Origin of the sequence: Tabrizicola piscis (assembly GCF_003940805.1) — a bacterium.
GTDB lineage: Bacteria > Pseudomonadota > Alphaproteobacteria > Rhodobacterales > Rhodobacteraceae > Tabrizicola > Tabrizicola piscis.
The window spans coordinates 537,202-557,468 of the sequence record NZ_CP034328.1; the positions used below are offsets into that span (position 1 = coordinate 537,202).

The following is a 20,267-nucleotide window of genomic DNA, read 5'->3' on the forward strand; positions in this document are numbered from 1 at the left end:
CAGCCGCAGTTAGACCGCAGCTTCGACCGCACTGACGATGTCGTCGACCACAGCGGCCAAAAGCGCCTCATCCTCGGATTCCGCCATCACGCGGATCAGGGGTTCGGTCCCGGATTTGCGGATCAGGATGCGGCCCTTGCCCAGAATCCGCGCCTCGTTTGCCGCGATCACCCGTTGCACCGAGTCTACGTCAAGCGGGCGGATACCTTCGGGAAAGCGGACGTTCTTCAGCAACTGCGGCACCGTGTCAAAGCTGCGGGTCAGAGTGCTGGCGGGCTGGCCGGTGCGGACCATCTCGGCCAGGAATTGCAGCCCGGCGATCAGCCCGTCGCCGGTCGTGGCATAGTCGGTCATCACGATATGGCCGGACTGTTCGCCCCCCAGGTTGAAGCCGCCCGCGCGCATCCGTTCGACGACATAGCGGTCGCCCACAGCCGTGCGCTCCAGCCGCAGGTCCCGCGCATTCAGAAAGCGTTCAAGCCCCAGGTTCGACATCACCGTCGCCACCAGCGCCCCACCCGTCAGCCGGCCTTCATCGGCCCAGCGGGCGGCAAGAAGGGCCATGATCTGGTCGCCATCGGCCACCCGGCCGGTTTCGTCAAGGATCATCACCCGGTCCGCGTCCCCATCCAGGCTGATCCCCACATGCGCGCCATGGGTCACCACCGCCTCGGCCGCGGTTTCGGGGTGGGTCGATCCACAGCGGTCGTTGATGTTGGTGCCATTCGGGGCGACGCCCACCGGAATGACTTCAGCCCCCAACTCCCACAGCACTTCTGGCGCGGCGCGGTAGGCAGCCCCATTGGCGCAGTCGATCACGACCTTCAATCCATCCAGCCTAAGGCCGTTCGGAAAGCTGGTCTTGACGAATTCCTGATACCGGCCCCGGCCATCCTCAATCCGCTTGGCGCGGCCGATGTTTTCGGGCTTGGCGGGGGTGATCTCCCCCTCGACCATCGCCTCGATCTCGGCCTCGGCGGCGTCGGAGAGCTTGAACCCGTCCGGACCGAAGAACTTAATCCCATTGTCCTGATGCGGGTTGTGGCTGGCCGAAATCATCACCCCAAGATCCGCCCGCATGCTGCGCGTCAGATACCCCACCGCCGGCGTCGGCACCGGACCAAGCAGCAGCACGTTCATGCCGGTCGACGTAAGCCCCGCTGTCAGAGCGTTTTCCAGCATATAGCCGGAAAGCCGTGTGTCCTTGCCGATCACCACCCGGTGCGCAGAACTACCATCACGGCGAAAATAGCGCCCGGCTGCGGCCCCAAGCTTCAGCGCGAGGTCGGCAGTCATCGGCCACTGGTTTGCCCGCCCGCGCACGCCATCGGTGCCAAACAGCTTGCGGCTCATGCGGACCCCTCCTGATCGCCGGTGTTCAGCGCCTGCCACAGGCGCAAGGCCTGCCGCGTCTCCGCGGCATCATGCACCCGGGTGATCTGCGCCCCTTGGGCAAAGCCCGCCAGCGCCACGGCAAGTGACCCGGGCATCCGCGCCTCGGCGGATTCGGCACCGCCGATGCTACCGATGAACCGCTTGCGCGACGCGCCCAAGAGGATGGGGCAGCCCAGCCCGTGCAGCAGGGACAGGCCCCGGATCAAGGCAAGGTTATGCGCGGCGGTCTTGCCAAAGCCGATGCCGGGGTCAATCGCGATCTTTGCCGGATCAATCCCAAGCGCCGCAGCCGCCGCAATCCGGGCGGCCAGGGCGTCATAAACATCCAGGAGCACATTCCCATAGCGCGGGTCTTCCTGCATGGTCGCCGGCGTGCCTTGGGCATGCATCAGAACCAGCGGTGCGCGCGCCTTTGCCACCAAGGGACCCAGCGCCGGATCAAAGGACAAGCCCGACACATCGTTCACGAACGTCGCCCCGGCCCGCAGGGCCGCGCCCGCAACCATTGCCTTGCGGGTATCAATCGAGATCGGGCCGCGCATCCCACCGCCGCGCAGGGCCTCGATCGCCGGCACAGTGCGGGCGATTTCTTCAGCCACCGGCACCTCGGCCGCGCCAGGGCGGGTGCTTTCGCCGCCGATGTCGACGATTTCGGCGGACTTGGCGATCTGCCGCCCCCGCGCCAAGGCGGCAAGTGTCGAAGGGTACCGCCCCCCGTCAGAAAAGCTGTCAGGCGTAACGTTCAGAATGCCCATCAGGCGCGGCCGATCCAGTGTCAGCCCGGCAAAATCAGGGCGTGGCGCGGTCAGGCGGTGCAGCACATCGTCCGGACAGTCGAGCGCCGGAATGACCCGCGCCGGGGCGCTGCGCGACAGAACCTCGACCCGGTCGAACCAGCACCAGCCCCCGGCAAGGGTCAGGGCGCCTTCGGGCCGGGCGGCATCGGTCATGGCAATCGGTCTGAAATACTCCATTGCCAAGGAATTGGCCGATGCCAAGGCACTTGGCAAGAGGGAAGGATCAGGCCCTTTTCACGGGCACGCGGCTTCCTGCCGGAACCGTAACCTGCCCGTGAACGACCAAGGCCGTCGCCGACATCGCCTCGGCCAACCACAGGGCCAGTGTAACGGGCGCGGTGCCTTGCGGGCCGTCCACCGCATCCAGCACCAGTTTGGACGGCGCCCAGACCACAGTCTGACCGCGTTTCATCGCCCAGTCGATCTCCGTCCGCGTGGCGACAACCACACAACGCGGATCGCGCGCGGCAAGCGACCAGGCGTTCTGTTCCATCGCCAGCAGGTCGATCCGGCGCTGGGTGGGCTTGTGCCCGGTCTGCGGACGCGGCAGGTCCGGCAGGCCCACAGTCAGGATCAGCGGCAAGCCTTGCGCCTGCAACGCATCCAGCCGGGCGGAAAGGTCGGGGGCTGCAATGGTGGCATTGTCAATAAAGACGACAAGGGGATGCACCGCCTCGTCCCCGTCAACGCCGCTGCGCTGAACCGGCCGTTCAGCCCGCGACCGCACGATTTCCACGCCAAGTGCGTAGGGACCAACATCCAGCTTTTCGATACGAATGAACACGCGCATGGCCGCGGGTTCCGCCAGAATACGCTCGGCCACCCGTTCGGCCAGCGTTTCCAGCAGGTTAAGCCGCTCTGCCGCCAGTTCGGCGGCGATGGATTCGGTGATGCGGTCATAGGACAGGATCCGGTCGACATCATCCGCCAGCGGCTCGGCCACGGGCCGCACTTCGACCACCACGTTGAAACGCAGCCGCTGCTTGTGGCCGCGTTCCTGCTGGAACGCGCCGATATCCGCCTCGACCAGATGATCGCGCAGGGAAATCCGGTCACGCGGGTTGCCAGAGCCCGAGGCTTCGGCCCGCGCCTCAGGATGGGCGAAGGCAAGTTCGGTATCGGTCGTGGTCATGGTGGCCCCTTCGTGCGGTTGGGCGCGCGGTTGGGCTGCTCATAGCACGCCCTGTGGGACAGCCTCCAGCGCAGGCGGCATGCCTTGCGCCTCTGGCGACACCTTAACCCGGGTGACGGTAGAAGACATGCGCTCCGATCGACGCGGTCTGCGGGAACCGCTTGGACCAGCCGGGCCGCACAGCGCGGGTGTGGAAATGGGTCGCGCCATCAGTAAGCAGGCGCGGCGCCCCGTCAATCATCGCACGGGCGATGCGCCCGGCAAGGTCGGCCGCCGTCTTTTCGCGCATCCGGTCAGCGCGACCGTCGCAGACATAGGAAAACTGGCAGCCTCCGCCACCGCGCTGCTTGACCACGCCGCAGATGCTGCGCGGGTAAAGCGGGCTGTCGACACGGTTCAGGATCACCTCGGCCACGGCAATCTGGCCCTCCAGGCTTTCGCCGCGGGATTCAAAATACAGCGCTTCGGTCAGGCACTGCCATTCGGCGTCACCTTCCGGTGCAGGCTGGGACATAAGCCAGACCTCGGTCAGACCATCGGCTGGGGGGGTACCGACCATCGCGTCGGGCGACAGGTTGGGTGTGGGCAGCGTCTCAAATGGGACCACGATGGAGGGGGCCGAGGACGACGCATACACAGCGCGTGCAACATCGGCACGGTGGGTCGGGCCGACATCAGCCGTCGCCGCCCCCGCAACAAGAATAAGCGCCAAACTGCGCGCTACCATTCCAACATTCATGTGACAGTTCCGTTATTGTTTCCGAAACAGCAGGAAACGACCCGCCGTGCAAGCTGGCGGGGAGGTAGTCAAAAGGTCTGGACGGGTCCACCGCTGTGGCAAAATTGGCACAGTTTTGACGGTGATTTCGGCAAGAACCTGCCGACAAAGTTAATACTTCACCTTAAGGAAAGCCCTCAAGTAGCTGTTTTAAATCGTTCTTCGTCTTTCTTCAACCGCAAGGTGTGCCGCCGCCAACCGCGCCATCGGCACGCGATACGGTGAGCAAGAGACATAGTCGAACCCTGCCTTGCGGCAGAAGTCTATCGACTCCGGGTTGCCGCCGTGTTCCCCACAGATTGACAATGTCAGGTCCGGTCGCGTGCGCCGCCCACGTTCGGCACCGATGTGCAACAACTCTCCCACCCCCTCGACATCAAGGATGTGGAACGGGTCTTCAGGGAAAACGCCCTGCCGGACATAGGTGTTCATGAAGCGCCCGGCATCGTCGCGCGACAGGCCATAGGTCATCTGGGTCAGGTCATTGGTGCCGAACGAAAGAAAGGCGGCGTGCTGGGCAATCTCGCCCGCCCGCAGGGCCGCCCGCGGGGTTTCCACCATGACACCCAGCTTGAAATCAAAGGTCGCCCCGGCCTTGGTCCGCACCATGGCCGCCACGGCATCAATCCGGGTCTTGACCAGCTCCACCTCACGCCGGGCACTGACAAGGGGAATCATGATCTCGGGCACCACGGGCGCACCACGGCGGGCGCTTTCCAGCGTTGCCTCAAAGATCGCCTGCACCTGCATGTCATAGATTTCCGGCAGGACCACACCCAGCCGCACGCCACGCATGCCAAGCATCGGGTTGACCTCGGTCAGGGCCTCGGCGCGGCGGACAACTTCGGACAGGGGACGGTCCAGCGCCTCGGCCAGTTCACGCAGGCCTTCACGGGACTGGGGCAGAAACTCGTGCAGCGGCGGGTCGAACAGCCGGATGCAGACCGGCAGGCCCTGCATGATTTCAAAGAGTTGCACAAAGTCATCCCGCTGCATCGGCAACAGCCGGGCAAGGGCTGCGGCACGGTCTTGAGGGGTGTCCGCAAAGATCATCTCGCGCATCACGATCAGGCGGTCTTCATCGAAGAACATGTGTTCCGTCCGGCACAGGCCAATGCCCTGCGCTTCGAACTTGCGCGCGGTTTCGGCGTCAGCCGGCGTGTCGGCATTGGCACGGATGCCGATGTCGCGCAGCTCATCCGCCCAGCTCAGCAACCGGCGAAAGCTGTCGTCCAGCGCCGGGGGCAGCATTTCGGCAACGCCCGCCAGCGCCTCACCCTTCGATCCGTCCAGCGTCACCGTGTCGCCTTCGCGGAACGTCCGCCCGTCCAGCGCCGTCAGCTTCTTGTCCCGCGCATCCAGGCGCAGCTCCGACGCGCCGACCACGCAAGGCAGCCCCAGCCCGCGCGCGATCACGGCGGCGTGGCTGGTCATCCCGCCGCGTTCGGTCAGCACGGCAGCGGCGGAATGCATGCCGCGAATATCCTCGGGCGAGGTTTCGCGGCGCACCAGAATGCACGCCTCACCCCGCGACGCGCTCGCCTGCGCTGCCGAGGAGGAGAAGACCAGCTTCCCCGTCGCCGCCCCGGGACTTGCCGCGATGCCCCGGGCAAACACATCCCGCGGGCCGCGCGGATCGACCTGATGGTGCAGAAGTTCGGACAGCGCGCGCGGTTCGACCCGCATCACCGCCTCTTCCCGCGGGATCACCCCATCTTCCGCCAAGGCCACCGCAATCCGCAGGTTGGCCCGGGCCGACCGCTGCACCTTGACCGCGTCCAGCACGGCCAGACGGCCATCCTCAACTGTGAACTCGATCTGCATCTCTTCCCGCAAACGCGCGCGGCAGATCGTCCCATGGTCCACCAGCGTCGCAAAAATGTCGGGCGCGACTTCTTCCAGCGACGGGCCGCGCGGGTCACGGGTCAGGTACAGCGCCTCAGTCGTGCGCAGGGCGTCGCGGCCCTGCGACTGGCCAAGGTAGCGCCCGGTGATCTGGCGCTGGCCGGTCACCGGATCGACGAACTGGATGACGCCCGACCCAGAGATCCCGACCCCGATACCCTGCGCCATTTCCTGCACGACCAGCCCAAGCGCCGCCTCATCCGGCGCGCCCTTGGCTTGGCGCAGCAGGCGGGCCGACGTCCCCTCCCACGCCCGGGCCATGCTGCGCAGGACTTCGGACAGTTGCACGGCGGGGTCTTCGGGAAAGGGCTCGTCCGTCTCGATCTCATATTGGTGCAGCGCCTCGCGCACGGCACCGGGACCGGGCTTCAGGCCGTCGAATTCGTCGGGGTCAAGCCTGGCCACGTGGATCGCGTAAGCCTGAATGAAGCGCAGATAGAGCGCATCCGCCGCCGTCTCGCCATGGGTTTCGGCCAGACGGGCGTGGCGTTTGGCGTTCAGGCCGATGTTCAGGATGGTGGCCGGGCCGCCCCAATCGGGGTTGGCCGGGCTGGGGCGCACCGAAATCAGCGGACCGTCACCGAAATGATCCAGAATTCCGGCGCAATCGACCCCATGCCCCGCCGCAATCGCGCGGACGGTGGTTGCTGGCAGTGCGACGGATTTCGGCACCGGCAGGTCAAGCCGCACCAGCCGCTGCAGGCACTTCGCCCGCCAGCCATGCGTGGCTGTCGCGATGGTCGCCGAGGGGCTGACCTGTGCGAATTCCGGGATCGGATCGTGTTTCTGCACTGCAGCACCCTATGTTCGGGCGCAGCATACGCTGAAAACACTGTCAATCAAGCGTGACATGTCAGTCTTGTGACGAATCTTTTGGCACCCCGCGAACGCGCCCCGGACGTGATCCGGGGCCTTAAGTGGTGCCGGAAGGCCCCGGGTCAGGCCCGGGGCGGGGTTAGCCCTCGATCCGGTTCAGGTCGGCCACACCCGAGCAGATGGCCCGGATGCGGTGCAGCAGGTTCAACCGGTTCCGACGCACGATCTGATTGTCGCTGTTCACCTGCACAGCCGTGAAGAAGGCATCAATCGGCGCGCGCAGGCTGGCCATGGCAGCCATGGCGGTGGGAAAATCCTCCGCCGCCATCGCGGGAGTGATGATAGCCTCGGCGGTGTCGAGGGCCGCGAACAGGGCGCGTTCCTCGTCGGTTTCGGCGAACTTGATGTCAGGGCCGAACGAATATTCAACACCGTCCGCAGCCTCAGCTTCGTTCAAAATCTCAATCGCTTTCTTGAAGGCATCGCTGTCTTTGTGGCCGTCTTTTTCCATCGCTTGAATCCATAGTTTGTTCGCGCGCTTATAGCCTTGGATCAGGTTCGCTCCATCCTCGGTCTTCATCACTACCGCCAGCGCCTCGGCCCGTTTCACGAGGAGCGTCAGGTCGTCATTCCCCGGCATGGCGAGGCAGGCGTCGATGATGTCATGAGAGATGCCTTGGTCGCGGAGGGTGACCTTGAGGCGGTCGTGGAAGAAGGCGAGGAGGTCGGCGGGAACTCCATCCCAGTTTGGCGCTGACCCACGATTGACGTGAAGCTGAGCAGCGGCTGCAAACAACCGCAAAAGCGGCAAACGCAGGCCATTCTCAAGGATTAAACGAATGGCGCCCAATGCTGCACGGCGCAACGCAAAGGGGTCCTTCGAACCTGTAGGCTTCTCTCCAATCACCCAGAACCCGGTAAGTACGTCAAGTTTGTCAGCAAGTGCGACTGCAACAGAGATCATCTCCGTTGGAACGCTGTCGCTTTCGCCTTTCGGACGCCAATGGTCGCGGACAGCATCCGCAACTTCGGCCTTCTTTCCAGCATCCAGAGCATAGTAACGCCCCATTATGCCCTGGAGTTCGGGGAACTCTCCGACCATCGCCGAGCGAAGGTCTAGCTTTGCGATCCTTGCCGCCTCTTTTGCATCGTCAACTTGCAGGTCTGGCATGAACGGAGAAAGATCATTGATTAGGGCATCATACCGCGAAACTCGTTCCGCCTGAGACCCAAGCTTCGCCTGGAAGGTCACCGCTTTCAGCCCCTCCGCCCACTCGCCCATCCCCGACTTCGCCACGCGCAAATCGTTCTCCCAAAAGAACTTCGCGTCCGACAGCCGCGCTGCAAGCACCTTCTGGTTGCCCTTCAGGATCACCTCGCCGCCATCGGCGGCCTCGATGTTGGCGACCGTGACAAAGCCTTCGATCCGCCCGGTCTTGGGGTTGCGCACGGAAAAGAACTTCTGGTGTTCCTTCATGCTGGTCTGCAGCACCTCGGGCGGCAGGCCAAGGAAATCCTCGCCGATCCGGCCCATCAGCGGCACCGGCCATTCCACCAGCCCGGCCACCTCGGCCAGCAAACCGGGGTCTGCCACAACCTCCATCCCCGCCGCAAAGGCAAGGTTCTGCGCGCCCTGCCAGATTGCCGCTTCGCGCTCCGCCGCATCCAGCACGACCTTGGCGCGCTTCAGTTTCACGACGTAGTCATCGAACCCCGAAACGGTAAACCGCCCGATCCCCATGAAACGGTGGCCCTCGGTCGTATTGCCAGCCGCGATCCCGTCAACCGTCAGGGGGACGACATGCGCGCCGGCCTCATCGGACAACAGGCACAGGATCGACTGCAACGGCCGCACCCAGCGCAGGGTGCCATTGCCCCAGCGCATCGACTTGGGCCAGGGAAAGCTGCGGATCACGGCTTCCAGCACTTCGGCCACAATCGCCTCGGCGGTGCGGCCGGGCTTTTCGATCACCGCGTAGAAGGTTTCCCCCTTCTTGTCGGCGCGGCGTTCCAGCTGGTCAAGCGTCAGGCCGGTTGACCGCAGGAACCCCTCCACCGCCTGCGCGGGGGCAGTGGTCGCAGGACCTTTGCGTTCCTCACGCACAGGGCGGCTTTCCGCCGTCAGCCCTTCGACCGACAGGACCAGCCGCCGTGGGGTCGAAAACGCGCCCGCACTGGCATAGGTCAGCCCGGCCTCGACCAGACCGTCGGTCACCAGCTTCTTCAGATCCTCCCGCGCGCGGGCCTGCATCCGCGCGGGGATTTCCTCGGAGAAGAGTTCGATCAGCAGATCAGCCATGGGGTCAGTCCTTGAAACTGTCGTTCAACTGGTGCCAGGCGAAGGCCCGGCCATCGGGAAAGACGGCGACAACGCGGTCGACGCCGGGGTGGATGTCAGGCTCGGACAGAAAGGCCAGCGCCTCGCCGCGTTCAAGCGCGGTGCCAATGGCCATGGCATCGAAACAGTCAAACCAGCCGGGCGCGACAAGGGGTTCGGCACCGGTGTAGGCGACATAAGTCTCGGACAGCATCGCAAGGCTGAGGGGCGTGGTAAAGCAGGCGCGGAACCGGATGGGAGAGCTGTCGCTGTCGATCCCGGTCACATCCTCGGCCAGGATCGGTTCAGGCATCGCACCGACGATGGGGGTCAGTCGGATTTCCTCACCGGGCTGGAAGGCCACGGGGTCGTAATAGGCATAGACCTGCAGATACCACATGGCCACGCCGCCAAGCGCACCGATCACCACCAGAAACCCCGCTGCAAAGCGCCCCACATTCACAGATCCGCCCCCGCTGGCGTCTGCCGGAAGGCATCGGCGCATTTCTTGGCCAAGGCGCGCACCCGGCCGATATAGGCCTGCCGTTCGGTGACGGAAATCACCCCCCGCGCATCCAGAAGGTTGAAGATATGGCTGGCCTTGATCGTCTGGTCATAGGCCGGATGCGCCATGACGATCGTCCGCCCCGCCTTGTCGGGCTGGGCAGCGGCAAGGATGCGGTCACATTCGGCCTCGGCGTCCCGAAAGTGCTGGAGCAACATCTCGGTATCGGCCTGGTCAAAGTTGTGGCGGCTGTATTCTTCCTCGGTCTGCCGGAAGATATCGCCGTATTTCAACGGGATCGGGCTGTCAGGATCGTTGAAGGGCATGTCCATCACATGATCCACGCCCATCACATACATCGCCAGCCGTTCCAGCCCATAGGTCAGTTCCCCCGACACAGGCTTGCAGTCATGCCCGCCGACCTGCTGGAAATAGGTGAACTGGCTGACTTCCATCCCGTCGCACCAGACCTCCCACCCCAGGCCCCAGGCGCCAAGGGTCGGGCTTTCCCAGTCATCTTCCACAAAGCGGATGTCGTGAACGCCAAGGTCAATCCCGATGGCTTGCAAAGACCCCAGGTACAGGGCCTGCAGGTCCGGGGGCGAGGGTTTGATGATCACCTGATACTGATAGTAATGCTGCAGCCGGTTCGGGTTTTCGCCATAGCGCCCGTCGGTCGGCCGGCGCGAAGGCTGCACATAGGCCGCAGCCCAGGGCTTCGTTCCCAGCGACCGCAGCGTCGTCGCCGGATGGAAGGTCCCCGCGCCGACCTCCATGTCATAAGGCTGCAGGATCGCGCAGCCCTTGGCGGCCCAATAGCCTTGCAGACGCAGGATGATCTCCTGAAAACTGCGGGGCGTGGTCGTGGCGTCAGACATGGGGCTTGCGTCCGGATTTGGGTCAGGGAAAGGCTGCGCCTTCCCTATCCATTGGGCCTGACAGGGTCAATTCCGGAAAGAACCGCGCGGACCACCGCAGCAGACCTGCACGATTGTGACCACAAGAGCCGACGTTAGGCCCTTGTCGTGGGCAGCGCGATCCGTAATGTCGGGCCGAACCGTACCCGCTTGTTCAGGAAGTGCCCCGTGATCCTCAAGACCTTCGCTCTCTTTGCCCTATCCCTGATGGTCCATCTGACGCTGACGCCCCCGGCGCAGGCGCAAGATGCCGGGGCCTGGATCCAGATCGAAGCGCAGCCAAACCTTGCCGGGGCCGAGGATCGCGCCCGCGCCTACACGGCGCTGTTTCCCGAAACCAACGGGTTTCTTCTGCGGTCAGGGTGGTATGGCATCATGCTGGGCCCCTATCCAGCGGATGAGGCTGCGACCCGAATGGCCAGCCTCCGGCGTGAGGGGCTGATCCCCGGCGACAGTTTCATCGCCTACTCGCAAGACTTTGGCGATCAGTTCTGGCCGCCGGAAGGCGTGGCCCCCGTCGCCCCCGAACCCGCTTCGCCCGACGTCATTGCCCTGCCCGAACCCGAACCTGTTCCCGCCGAAATCCCGGATGAAACCCGGTCCGAAGCGCGCGACAGCGAAGTGCTTCTGACCGAAGACCAGCGCAAGGACTTGCAGACCGCACTGCAATGGTTCGGCTTTTACCAGGGCGGCATCGACGGCGCTTATGGTCCCGGCACCCGCAACGCCATGGCAGCCTGGCAAGAGGCGCAAGGCATGCTTGAACCGACCGGAATCCTGACCAGCCGTCAGCGGGCAACCCTGCTTGCCGCCTATCGGGACGAAACCGCGGCTTTCGGCTTTGCCCCCGTCACGGACGATGAGGCGGGGATCACCATCACCTTGCCGCTGGGTCTGGTCGAGTTTGACCATTATGAGCCGCCCTTTGTCCATTACCGCGCCAAGGATGGCACCGGTCCGCAAGTCATCCTGATTTCGCAGCCGGGCGATCAGGCCGCCTTTTCAGGGCTTTATGACGTGCTGCAAACGCTGGAATCCGTCCCGATGACCGGCGAACGGTCCCGGGATGAGGCGCGCTTCCGGATCAACGGGCTGTCCGACAGCATCTCGACCACGGTCTATGCCGAACTTCGGGGTGGGCTGATCAAGGGCTGGATGCTGATCTCGACCCCCGGGAACGAAGTCCGCGATGGCCGCATCCTGCAGGCGATGGAGACCAGCTTTGCCACCGACAGCGCCCGCGCACTGGACCCCGGCATGGTGCCCATGGGCGCTGAAACCCGGGCGGGGCTTCTCTCCGGGCTTGAGGTCCGCAAGCCCCGCTTCAGCCGGTCGGGCTTCTTCATTGATGCCACGGGCACGGTCCTGACCACCGTCGATGCGGTGGACAGCTGCGGCCGCGTCACCTTGGACCGGGTGACCGATGCGACCGTGACGCTTGCCGATGCGCCCAGTGGTCTGGCGCTTGTCACCCCCGCTACCCCGCTCTCGCCCCGCGCGGTGGCCGAACTTCAACTGGCGCCGGAGCGCGTGGGAACCGAGGTGATGGTTGCAGGCTATTCCTACGAAGACCGCCTGCCCGCCCCGGTGATGACCTTCGGCACGCTGGAAGATGTGACCGGGCTGAACGGCGAACCGGGCCTCAAGCGGCTGGCGATTGCCACCTTGGCCGGAGATGTCGGCGGCCCGGTTCTGGATGCAACCGGGGCGGTGATCGGGCTATTGCTGCCCGGCGCGGCCCAAGGCGACCGGCAACTGCCACCCGGCGTGCAATTCGCAGCCTCGGCGGCCGAAATCGCCCGAGTGCTTGCGCCTGCAGGGGTCACACCGCTGCAAGCCGCCCGCAGTGGCGCGCTCGCCCCGGCCGATCTTGCCGCAACCGGCAGCGGGATGACTGTCCTTGTGTCCTGCTGGGACTAGCGCCGCCAGAAGCTTGGCAGCACCAGCACCAGAACTGCCAGCAGGCCAAGGCGGCCAAGGATCATGCACAGCGTCATGATCGCCAGCGCGCCCGAGGGAAAGTCGATGAAGGTCCCAGTGCGTTCGACCAGTGGGCCAAAGCCGTAGCCGACGTTGCCCAGTGTGGTCCAGACCGCAAACAGGGCTGACACCGGGTCCACCCCCAGCAACGTCAACGCCACGGTCATCACACCGAGGATCAGGATATAGCTGGACACAAACAGAATCAGCGCGTTCAGCACGTCCTCTTCCACCGACCGCCCGTCATAACGGATCGGGTCCACGCTGGACGGGCTGCCGATCCGCCGCACCTCACGCCAAAGGACTGCCGCCATTAGCTGCACCCGGAACACCGAAAGCCCCGCAGCCGATGACCCCGAACAGGCCCCGATCACGCCGATCACGAAAGCCACAACCAGCATGAACCCGCCCCAGGTGGGAAAGCTGCCGGAAAAGAACCCGGTCGACGACATGATCGAGGTCAGGTTGAACAGCGTCTCGCGGAACGTCGGCTCCCACGCAGCGCCAGTGGTCCAGACCCGCCAGACCCAGACCATCAGCACAGCAGTCCCCAGCCAGCGCAGGTAGGCACGCACTTGCGGATCGTGCCAGAAGGGTAAGGGCGATCCGTTCACCAGCTGCACATAGCGGATATAGGGCAAACTGCCGAGGATCATGAACAGCGCCCCGAAGTATTCACCAGCACCGACATACTTGTTGAACGACGTGTCAGAGGGGGAAAACCCGCCCGTGGCGATGGTGGCGAACCCGTTCACCACCGCATCCAGCGCCGTCATGCCGATGGCGGAATAAACGGCGATGCAGGTGACGGTCAGCCCGACATAGATCGTCATCAACTGCCGCGCGATATCGGTCGCGCGCGGCAGGGCCTTGCCGAAGGTGTCAAACCCCTCGGTACGAAAGAACTGCATGCCGCCCACGCGCATCAGCGGCAGAAAGATCATCGCGATGAAGGCGATCCCAAGCCCGCCGAGCCAGTTCAGCATCCCCCGCCACAGGTTCATGCCGATGGGCAGGTCATCAAGGCCGTAGATCACCGTCGCCCCGGTGGTCGTGATCCCCGACACCGCCTCGAAATAGGCGTTCTGCAGGTTCAGCCCCGGTGCGCCAAAGTAGAAGGGCAGCGCTCCGAACAAGGGCACCAGCGCCCAGATGCAGGCCGTCAGCAGATAGGCCTGCCTTGTGTCCAGCGACATGCCCAGCGCGTTGCCGGTGGACAGCGTCAGCGCCCCGCCAATCACCCCGGTGATCGCCGCCGAGGCGGCAAAGGCCGCGCCATTGTCCAGCCCCGCCCGCCAGTCGATGACGGCCGGGGCCAGCATCAGGATCGCCAGAACGATCAGGATACGGCCGACGACATAAGCAACGGGGCGAAAGTCTACCATGGTCGGGCATGGCTACGCGGCCCCGGCCTGTCCGTCAATCTTCGTCAGCCCGCGTGGATCAGGCTTTGGAACAGCCGCGGGTCCAGGCTTTCCGCCGCAAACGTCTCGCCTTCGGTCAGCAGGCTGACGGCGTCGTGGCTGTGCAAGGACTCCTGATGGCTTGCAATCACCCGAAAGTCGCCAATCCGACGATCCGCCTTCAACTGCTCGCAAAAGCTGCGGGCGGCATCTTCGACAAAGATCGGGTTGGCGGCGTTGAGTTCCGCAAACGCCTGCTCGTCCTCACGCTTCACCATCACTTGCGTCTCGGTCACCACGGCGGCGCGGGCCAGATCCACCAGATCCTCAAACCACATGACCGCACCCGGTTTCAGCACCACGGAAATCCGCGCGACCGACCGCTGCGAATGGGGCGTGGCAAGCTGGCCGCGCGTCATCCTTGCATGTTCGGACAGTTCCAAGGAACAGGGGCAGGTCGACGAATAGACATAGTCCAGATGGACGATCTTCTTCCTCACCCCCGCCACTTCGACCAGCTCCAGTGCCAGATCGTAATACTGCCACCCCACCAGCCCCGACCGCAGCGAGGTGATCTGCATTGGGAACGACACCCGCATCTGGATGCGCGCGTCAAAGCTGCCAAGGTCGGCGATATAGTCATCCAGCGCCGCCTCGACCACGCCGAAGGAGAACGCCTTTTGCGCATGGCCGTAGAAGGACCGCATGATGCGGCTCATGTTTATGCCCTTCTTTTCCGCCTCAAGGCTGACGGTGCCGGTCACGCTGGTTTCCAGCACGATCTCGCCCCCGTCACGCGTTTCATAGCGGATCGGCAGGCGGAAATTGGAAATCCCCACATGCTGAATGCGCTGTTTGGCCCCGACGATCAGGCTGGAGGGCCCGTTCTGCAAGTCCGGCAAGGACGCGCGATAGGCATCATCCACCCGGAACTGAGGATAGGTCCGGCTCAGCGCCGGATAGGCCTGACCCGGCACCAGATACCCAACCGCCGAATCCAGCGTGGCAATCTCGTCGTCCGAGGCCTTGCCTGCCCACTGGCGCAAGGTGGCCAGCGCGGCCGCTGCTTCTTCGCGCGACGGCTTGCGGTCGAAATCGGGGGTGTGGATGTTCATCTGGAGGGCCTTTCGGTTCTGGCAGGGCTGACCCCGCCGTCAATGTCATCAGGTATACGCAAGTAGGATCACGCCGGATCATTGTGAGGGCCCGCCCAGTTGGGCGCTGTCACAATCCCGGCATCACCGCCGCCAGATACGGCAGACGGCGTCAGGCCACCGCCAACGCCGCCTCAAGATCGGCGATCAGATCGCCCGCATCCTCCAGCCCCAGCGACAGCCGGATCAGGCCCGGCGTGATGCCCAGCGCGTCTTTCTGGTCCTGCGGCAGACGCTGGTGCGTGGTGGTGGCGGGATGGGTGGCAATCGTCTTGGCATCGCCCAGGTTGTTGGAAATCTTGGCAATCTCCAGCGCGTTCATGAAACGGAAGGCCGCCTCCTTGCCGCCCGAAACCTCGAACGACACCAGCGTGCCCCCCGACCCCATCTGCGCCATCGCCAGCGCGTGCTGGGGGTGGCTGGGCAGGCCCGGGAAGATCACCTTGGACACCTTGGGATGCGCCTCCAGCGCCCTTGCCACCGCCAGCGCCGTATCGGCCATCGCCCGACAGCGCAGGTCCAGCGTCGCCATGCCGTTCAGATGCATCCAGGCGGTAAACGGGCTCATGCTGCCGCCGGTGTGCTTCATATAGGGTTCCAGTACCTTGCGGATGAAGGCTTCCGTCCCGCAGACCACGCCGCCCAGCGCCCGGCCCTGCCCATCGATGTGCTTGGTGGTGGAATAGACCACCACATCCGCCCCTTGTTCGACCGCGCGGGAAAAGATCGGCGTGGCAAAGACATTGTCGCAGATCACCAAGGCACCTGCCGCATGGGCAATCTCGGACACCGCCCGGATGTCCACCAGTTCCAGCGTCGGGTTCGACATGGATTCGAAGAACACCAGCTTGGTCCCGGGCGTGACAGCCGCGCGCCAAGCGTCAAGATCAGCGCCATCGACGAAGGTGACGCGCACGCCAAAGCGCTGCAGCACTTCCTCCAGCACATAAAGACAGGATCCGAACAGCGCGCGCGACGAGACCACATGGTCCCCCGCACGCAGGGCCGCCATCAGCGCCCCACTGACCGCCGCCATGCCCGACGCCGTGGCAAAGGCATCTTCGGTGCCTTCAAGGGCTGCAATCCGTTCCTCGAACATCCGCGTCGTGGGGTTGCCGTAGCGGGCATAGATGAACTCATCCTCACCCGCCTTTACGAACCGCGCTTCCGCCGCCTCAGCCGTGGGGTAGACAAAGCCCTGCGTCAGGAAGATCGCCTCGGCCATCTCGCCATACTGGCTGCGGCGGCTGCCCTCGTGAACCAGTGTCGTGCGGGTTTTCCAGTCTTTCGTCATCGCGGCCGCTTTCCCTGCCTGGACCCGTTGGCCCAAGAAAAAACCCCGGCAAACCCAAAGGTGCCGGGGCCATTGCCCTTCACCTCTTTAGCGGTTTGTTTAACGTGGCCCGCAATCCGGTAACAAATTGCCACGAGGATGGTGCATACGCCCGGTCCCCGGCAGGGTCAACCCAGCCCGCGCGCACGCTCCCCTTGATTTTCCATGCCCTTGATTTTCCGCGTCAGGTAGCCGACGCTTTGCGCGAAGTTTTCTTGCATTGCAGGCCCCCATGCGTTGCCGCCCCGCCCTTTTCCCACTGCTTGCCCTTGGCCTTCTGGCCCCCGCCCTGCCCGCCCTCGCCCAGACCTGCGAAGACCGCAGCCCTGACTATGCCGCCCGCATCACCCTGTGCGATCAGGCCTATGCCGAGGCTGAGACGGAAGATGCCGCCGCACTTGCCCTGTCCCTCAAGGGCGAGGCGCAGCGCCTGTCGGGCGATCTGGACGGCGCGGCCGAAACCCTGGCGCAGGCGCTGGTGCATACCCCGGCCAATGCCTGGGTCTGGGTGGAACTGGGCAATGTCCGCTATGACCAGCGCGACATTGCCGGAGCCCTCGCCCATTATTCCGCCGCGCTGGCCGTCGAAGATTACGGCGATGCCTGGGCCAACCGGGCCGAGGCGTGGTGGGAATTCCGCATGGGGCAAAACTGTTCCGACGACGCCGATCAGGCGCTGCGGCTGAACCCGCAATACGCCTATGCCAATGAAATCAAGGGCCGTTGCCTGATCGACCTTGGCCGCGCGGAGGAGGCGCTCAGCTACTTCGACACCGCAATTTCGCTGGCCCCGGGATATCAGAACGCCTACCGCAACAAGATGGCCGCACTTGCCGACCTTGACCGGTTTCAGGACGTCGTGGCCCTCGCGGATGAAGCGCTGCGCCCCGGCACGGTGCCGAACTCCAACCCCGCGATTGAAGAGGATATCCTCGCCCGCCGCCTGCTCGCACTGGCAAAGTACTCCCCGATGAACATGGTCGGCGCCGAGGCCGAGGCCCTGCTCCGCCGTTATCCGCAGAACCTCGCCGCCGTGAACATCAAGGCCCGCGCCCTGATCGCTGACCAGAAACCGCAAGAGGCCGATGCCCTGACCGCAACCCTGCGCGCCAACCCTGACGGACTGCCGATGGAGGCGGTCTATTTCGACACGCTGGCCCAGATCGACGTGGCCCTTGGCCGTCTGGACGACGCCTTCGCCAATTACGAGGCGGCCTTGGCCAAAGATCCCGACCTGTCAAAGATCTATGCCCGCAAACTGTCCGAACTGGGCTTCCTGCCCTTGTCAAACGCGCCGCCAGGTGTGCTGACGGCGCTGCGGCGCTGCATGGATGTCAAGAAAGCAGCCTGTCTGATCGCAAGCTGACGGGCGGTCGCCTCAGACGGGCTGACCGTCGTCGTCCAGGTTGATCACCGTCAGCACCATGGCGCGCAGCACCATGTGGCCGATCACCGGCAGCAGCGCCCAGAACATCAGCCAATGCGACGCATGGATGGTCTGGATCAGCGTTTCGTTCAGCAGCAGGAAGCTGAAGTTGTAGACCACCATCATCCGGGTCAGGTTCGGCAAATGCGACCGCATCTCTTCATCCGGCCAGAAGCTGGCCGCAGTTGCGACGCGCCCCTTCAGCACATCCATCAGGAAGATGCCCCCGATCGCCACATAGAACAGGCTCTGCATGCGCTGGCACCACAGTGGGTCATCGACCCCGGCCAGGACCAGCAGCGGCACACCGGCAAAGACCAGCGCCAGCAGCGCCGTCCGCATCGCCGAATAGCGCGTCAGCATCCGCCGCACCATGCCTTCGAACCCGATCCCGATCCGCACTGCCAAGGCCACAAGGAAGGCGGTCACGAAGGCTTGACCCTCGTTGTCCGGGCCAAGGGCGACCGACAGCACCGGATATCCAACCAGAAGGACAGCGCCCGGGATGTACAGCGTCCGCGACATCGGCGGCAGGTCCTGAAACAGGCTCAGGAACATGCGGACAAGGTCGAAAGGATGGCGATACATGGCGAACCCCCGATTAGCTCGCCTTAAGGTGTAGATGCGCTTCAAGGCAGACCTTGGGCAGCAACCGGACGCTTGCAGGGCATTCCTGTGGAAAGCGTTACGCCTTGTCGTCAGGCGGCTCGATCATGAAACGGTTCAGCATCGTGATCTGGACCATCAGGAAAACGAACAGCACCGCCGGCATCGCGAAGGTCTCCAGCTTGACCCACAACTCGGTCGTCTGGGTGCGCCAGATCACCTCGTTCGCAATGGCAAGTGCCGCGAACATCAGCGCCAGCCGCCGGGTCAGGATCATCCAACCCTCTGGTTTCATTGGCAAAGCCTCGCCCATCACCCATTGCAGCAGACTGACACCGCGCACCAGCCCCGCGCCCAGGATCAGCGCGAAGGTTCCGTAGACGATGGTCGTCTTCATCTTGAAAAAGCTTTCGTCATTGAACCATGCCGTCAGCCCGCCAAAGAAGATCACCATCACGGCGACAAAGATCTGCATCCGGCTCAATGCCCCGGTCAGCCACCACAGCGCCGCAATTGAGGCCAAAAGGAGCGGGACCATGATCAGCGCCGCCACAATGAAGCCCGAGTATTCGGTGCCCCGGAACGCAAAGCTTTCGTCCTTGATCCACATGTAGACCCCGAAGAAGACCAAGGTCGGCCCCAATTCCAAAGCCTGTTTCAACACCGGGTTGATCTTGCGTTCGGCCATGACGTGCCGGTCCTTCCTGTCGGTCGCGGCCCTGCCTTTGGACCTGCCCCCCATGTGGCGCGAAACCGGCCCGGGTTCAAGACGGCAGGCGGGCCTGGGCGAAGGGCATCGTCACGTCAGCCCCCTCAGGGCGCGAGTCCCGGCGTCCAGAGGGCGGTCAGCCGCGCTCCCTGCAACACCAGCGCAAGGCCCTTGGGGCCAAGCGGATCGTCCGATAGCCCCGCCATCAGCAGCCGTGACGCGCCGATCCCGTCCTCCACCATCAGCGACAGGGTCAGCCGCCCCCGGCCCTGCGGCAGGGCTGTCACCAGTTGCTCCAGTTCAGGGCGCGTGTCTTCGGTCAGGGCGGCATCGGGCAGATTGTCGACCAACTGGCGCAGCGCCAGACGCGCAGCCTCCACCGCGGCACCACCCGTTGCCCCACCTGAAAGCCGTTCCCCCAGCATCTCCATCACCGGGCGCAGCAGGCGGCCATCGTTCCGCCAGACAACGTCCAGCCCGGTCAGGCTGCCGCCAAGCAGCGCGACCGCCGAAAGCCCACTGGCCTTCCCAACCGCAGAAAAGATGACCTCGGTCCCGCCCGACAGGCGCAGAACCCCGTCGCGCAGGTCCAGACGGTCGGTCCCGGGGTCCACCGCCACCGCAAAGCGCAGTTCCGCCGTCTGCAGCCGGAACAGACTGCGCAGACGGTCGTCCAGCGCGCGGTCGCCCGCCTTTGGCAAGACCCGCAGTCCCGCCAGATCGACCTCGATGCTGACCAGCCCCGCATCATCCGCAGTGCCCCGCAGCCGCAGACGATCCGCCGTCAGGTCCGGCCGCCCCGGCGCCTCGGACCGCAGCGCCGCGCCATCCAGAACGCACCACCCCGCCTCGGGACCGGCAGGCGGCACCGTCAGCGCATAGCCCGTCACCTGCACGGCGCGGGTCAGGACGTCACACCCGGCGGGGACAGTCTCAGCCTGCGCGGGTCCCCCCAGCGCAAGGACGATCAGGCCGACGCAAAGGCACATCCTCATGGGTCCCTCCGATGTCCAAGGTTACCCCATCCCGCAGCGGGCTCATTGCGCCAAGCCTAACAGGCAGGCCCGCCACCGCATAGCCCGTCACCCGCGCAG

16 protein-coding genes and 1 riboswitch are annotated in these 20,267 nt (G+C 64.6%); of the genes, 2 read left to right on the forward strand and 14 right to left on the reverse strand.

The window, feature by feature from the left end:
• Positions 1–9: 9 nt before the first annotated feature.
• From glmM to EI545_RS02575, 8 genes are all read right to left on the reverse strand, one after another.
• Entirely contained in the window at positions 10–1,353 is a 1,344-nt protein-coding gene (gene glmM, locus EI545_RS02540) for a phosphoglucosamine mutase (RefSeq protein ID WP_125324015.1), read from the reverse strand.
• Positions 1,350–2,369 carry a dihydropteroate synthase gene (folP, locus tag EI545_RS02545; RefSeq protein WP_125324016.1) on the reverse strand — a complete coding sequence of 340 codons (1,020 nt, stop codon included), beginning with the start codon at positions 2,367–2,369 and terminating at the stop codon, positions 1,350–1,352. The genes glmM and folP overlap by 4 nt, the downstream gene beginning before the upstream one ends.
• Before the next feature lie 46 nt (positions 2,370–2,415).
• Positions 2,416–3,324, reverse strand: coding sequence for a dihydroneopterin aldolase (locus EI545_RS02550; RefSeq protein WP_125324017.1), 909 nt, complete (start codon positions 3,322–3,324; stop codon positions 2,416–2,418).
• Between the two features lie 103 nt (positions 3,325–3,427).
• Entirely contained in the window at positions 3,428–4,051 is a 624-nt protein-coding gene (locus EI545_RS02555; protein ID WP_245990252.1) for a cell wall hydrolase, read from the reverse strand.
• Between the two features lie 201 nt (positions 4,052–4,252).
• A complete protein-coding gene (locus tag EI545_RS02560) occupies positions 4,253–6,799 on the reverse strand; it encodes a putative PEP-binding protein (RefSeq protein ID WP_125324019.1) in 2,547 nt (848 codons plus the stop codon).
• Positions 6,800–6,962: 163 nt separating this feature from the next.
• Positions 6,963–9,122, reverse strand: a complete 2,160-nt coding sequence (glyS, locus tag EI545_RS02565) for a glycine--tRNA ligase subunit beta (protein ID WP_125324020.1) — start codon at positions 9,120–9,122, stop codon at positions 6,963–6,965.
• A 4-nt stretch (positions 9,123–9,126) separates the two neighbouring features.
• A complete protein-coding gene (locus EI545_RS02570) occupies positions 9,127–9,540 on the reverse strand; it encodes a DUF6446 family protein (RefSeq protein ID WP_125327203.1) in 414 nt (137 codons plus the stop codon).
• A gap of 59 nt (positions 9,541–9,599) precedes the next feature.
• Positions 9,600–10,523: a glycine--tRNA ligase subunit alpha gene (locus EI545_RS02575; RefSeq protein WP_125324021.1), complete on the reverse strand. Its 924-nt coding sequence runs from the start codon at positions 10,521–10,523 to the stop codon at positions 9,600–9,602.
• A gap of 207 nt (positions 10,524–10,730) precedes the next feature.
• Here EI545_RS02575 and EI545_RS02580 point away from each other — a divergent pair, with 207 nt between their 5' ends.
• Positions 10,731–12,482, forward strand: a complete 1,752-nt coding sequence (locus EI545_RS02580; protein WP_245990254.1) for a peptidoglycan-binding protein — start codon at positions 10,731–10,733, stop codon at positions 12,480–12,482.
• Here the strand turns inward: EI545_RS02580 and EI545_RS02585 are convergent.
• The 3 genes from EI545_RS02585 to metZ form a co-directional block, all read right to left on the reverse strand.
• A complete protein-coding gene (locus tag EI545_RS02585; RefSeq protein ID WP_125324022.1) occupies positions 12,479–13,927 on the reverse strand; it encodes a TrkH family potassium uptake protein in 1,449 nt (482 codons plus the stop codon). The genes EI545_RS02580 and EI545_RS02585 overlap by 4 nt on opposite strands.
• A 44-nt stretch (positions 13,928–13,971) precedes the next feature.
• Complete coding sequence (gene folE2 / locus EI545_RS02590; RefSeq protein WP_125324023.1) at positions 13,972–15,060, reverse strand: GTP cyclohydrolase FolE2; 1,089 nt, start codon at positions 15,058–15,060, stop codon at positions 13,972–13,974.
• Positions 15,061–15,211: 151 nt separating this feature from the next.
• Complete coding sequence (metZ, locus tag EI545_RS02595) at positions 15,212–16,393, reverse strand: O-succinylhomoserine sulfhydrylase (protein ID WP_125324024.1); 1,182 nt, start codon at positions 16,391–16,393, stop codon at positions 15,212–15,214.
• A 66-nt stretch (positions 16,394–16,459) separates the two neighbouring features.
• Positions 16,460–16,537: riboswitch (SAM riboswitch) on the reverse strand.
• 127 nt (positions 16,538–16,664) lie between these two features.
• On the opposite strand from metZ, the gene EI545_RS02600 reads away from it, so the two are divergent.
• The gene (locus EI545_RS02600) at positions 16,665–17,798 is read left to right on the forward strand and encodes a tetratricopeptide repeat protein (protein ID WP_125324025.1); all 1,134 of its coding nucleotides are present in this window, start codon (positions 16,665–16,667) and stop codon (positions 17,796–17,798) included.
• Between the two features lie 12 nt (positions 17,799–17,810).
• On the opposite strand, the gene EI545_RS02605 is transcribed toward EI545_RS02600, so the two are convergent.
• The 3 genes from EI545_RS02605 to EI545_RS02615 form a co-directional block, all read right to left on the reverse strand.
• On the reverse strand, positions 17,811–18,446 hold the full coding sequence (locus tag EI545_RS02605; RefSeq protein WP_125324026.1) for a hypothetical protein: 636 nt from the start codon (positions 18,444–18,446) through the stop codon (positions 17,811–17,813).
• A gap of 97 nt (positions 18,447–18,543) precedes the next feature.
• Positions 18,544–19,152: an inner membrane-spanning protein YciB gene (locus tag EI545_RS02610; protein ID WP_125324027.1), complete on the reverse strand. Its 609-nt coding sequence runs from the start codon at positions 19,150–19,152 to the stop codon at positions 18,544–18,546.
• Positions 19,153–19,277: 125 nt separating this feature from the next.
• Positions 19,278–20,168 carry a hypothetical protein gene (locus tag EI545_RS02615; RefSeq protein WP_125324028.1) on the reverse strand — a complete coding sequence of 297 codons (891 nt, stop codon included), beginning with the start codon at positions 20,166–20,168 and terminating at the stop codon, positions 19,278–19,280.
• Positions 20,169–20,267: the final 99 nt, after the last annotated feature.

Coding starts and splice junctions, on each gene's coding strand:
- glmM (WP_125324015.1), bottom strand. CDS start 1,353: ATGAGCCGCAAGCTGTTTGGCACCGATGGCGTGCGCGGGCGGGCAAAC.
- EI545_RS02605 (WP_125324026.1), bottom strand. CDS start 18,446: ATGTATCGCCATCCTTTCGACCTTGTCCGCATGTTCCTGAGCCTGTTT.
- glyS (WP_125324020.1), bottom strand. CDS start 9,122: ATGGCTGATCTGCTGATCGAACTCTTCTCCGAGGAAATCCCCGCGCGG.
- EI545_RS02600 (WP_125324025.1), top strand. CDS start 16,665: ATGCGTTGCCGCCCCGCCCTTTTCCCACTGCTTGCCCTTGGCCTTCTG.
- EI545_RS02585 (WP_125324022.1), bottom strand. CDS start 13,927: ATGGTAGACTTTCGCCCCGTTGCTTATGTCGTCGGCCGTATCCTGATC.
- EI545_RS02575 (WP_125324021.1), bottom strand. CDS start 10,523: ATGTCTGACGCCACGACCACGCCCCGCAGTTTTCAGGAGATCATCCTG.
- EI545_RS02550 (WP_125324017.1), bottom strand. CDS start 3,324: ATGACCACGACCGATACCGAACTTGCCTTCGCCCATCCTGAGGCGCGG.
- folE2 (WP_125324023.1), bottom strand. CDS start 15,060: ATGAACATCCACACCCCCGATTTCGACCGCAAGCCGTCGCGCGAAGAA.
- EI545_RS02615 (WP_125324028.1), bottom strand. CDS start 20,168: ATGAGGATGTGCCTTTGCGTCGGCCTGATCGTCCTTGCGCTGGGGGGA.
- EI545_RS02555 (WP_245990252.1), bottom strand. CDS start 4,051: ATGGTAGCGCGCAGTTTGGCGCTTATTCTTGTTGCGGGGGCGGCGACG.
- EI545_RS02570 (WP_125327203.1), bottom strand. CDS start 9,540: ATGTGGTATCTGCAGGTCTATGCCTATTACGACCCCGTGGCCTTCCAG.
- metZ (WP_125324024.1), bottom strand. CDS start 16,393: ATGACGAAAGACTGGAAAACCCGCACGACACTGGTTCACGAGGGCAGC.
- folP (WP_125324016.1), bottom strand. CDS start 2,369: ATGGAGTATTTCAGACCGATTGCCATGACCGATGCCGCCCGGCCCGAA.
- EI545_RS02610 (WP_125324027.1), bottom strand. CDS start 19,152: ATGGCCGAACGCAAGATCAACCCGGTGTTGAAACAGGCTTTGGAATTG.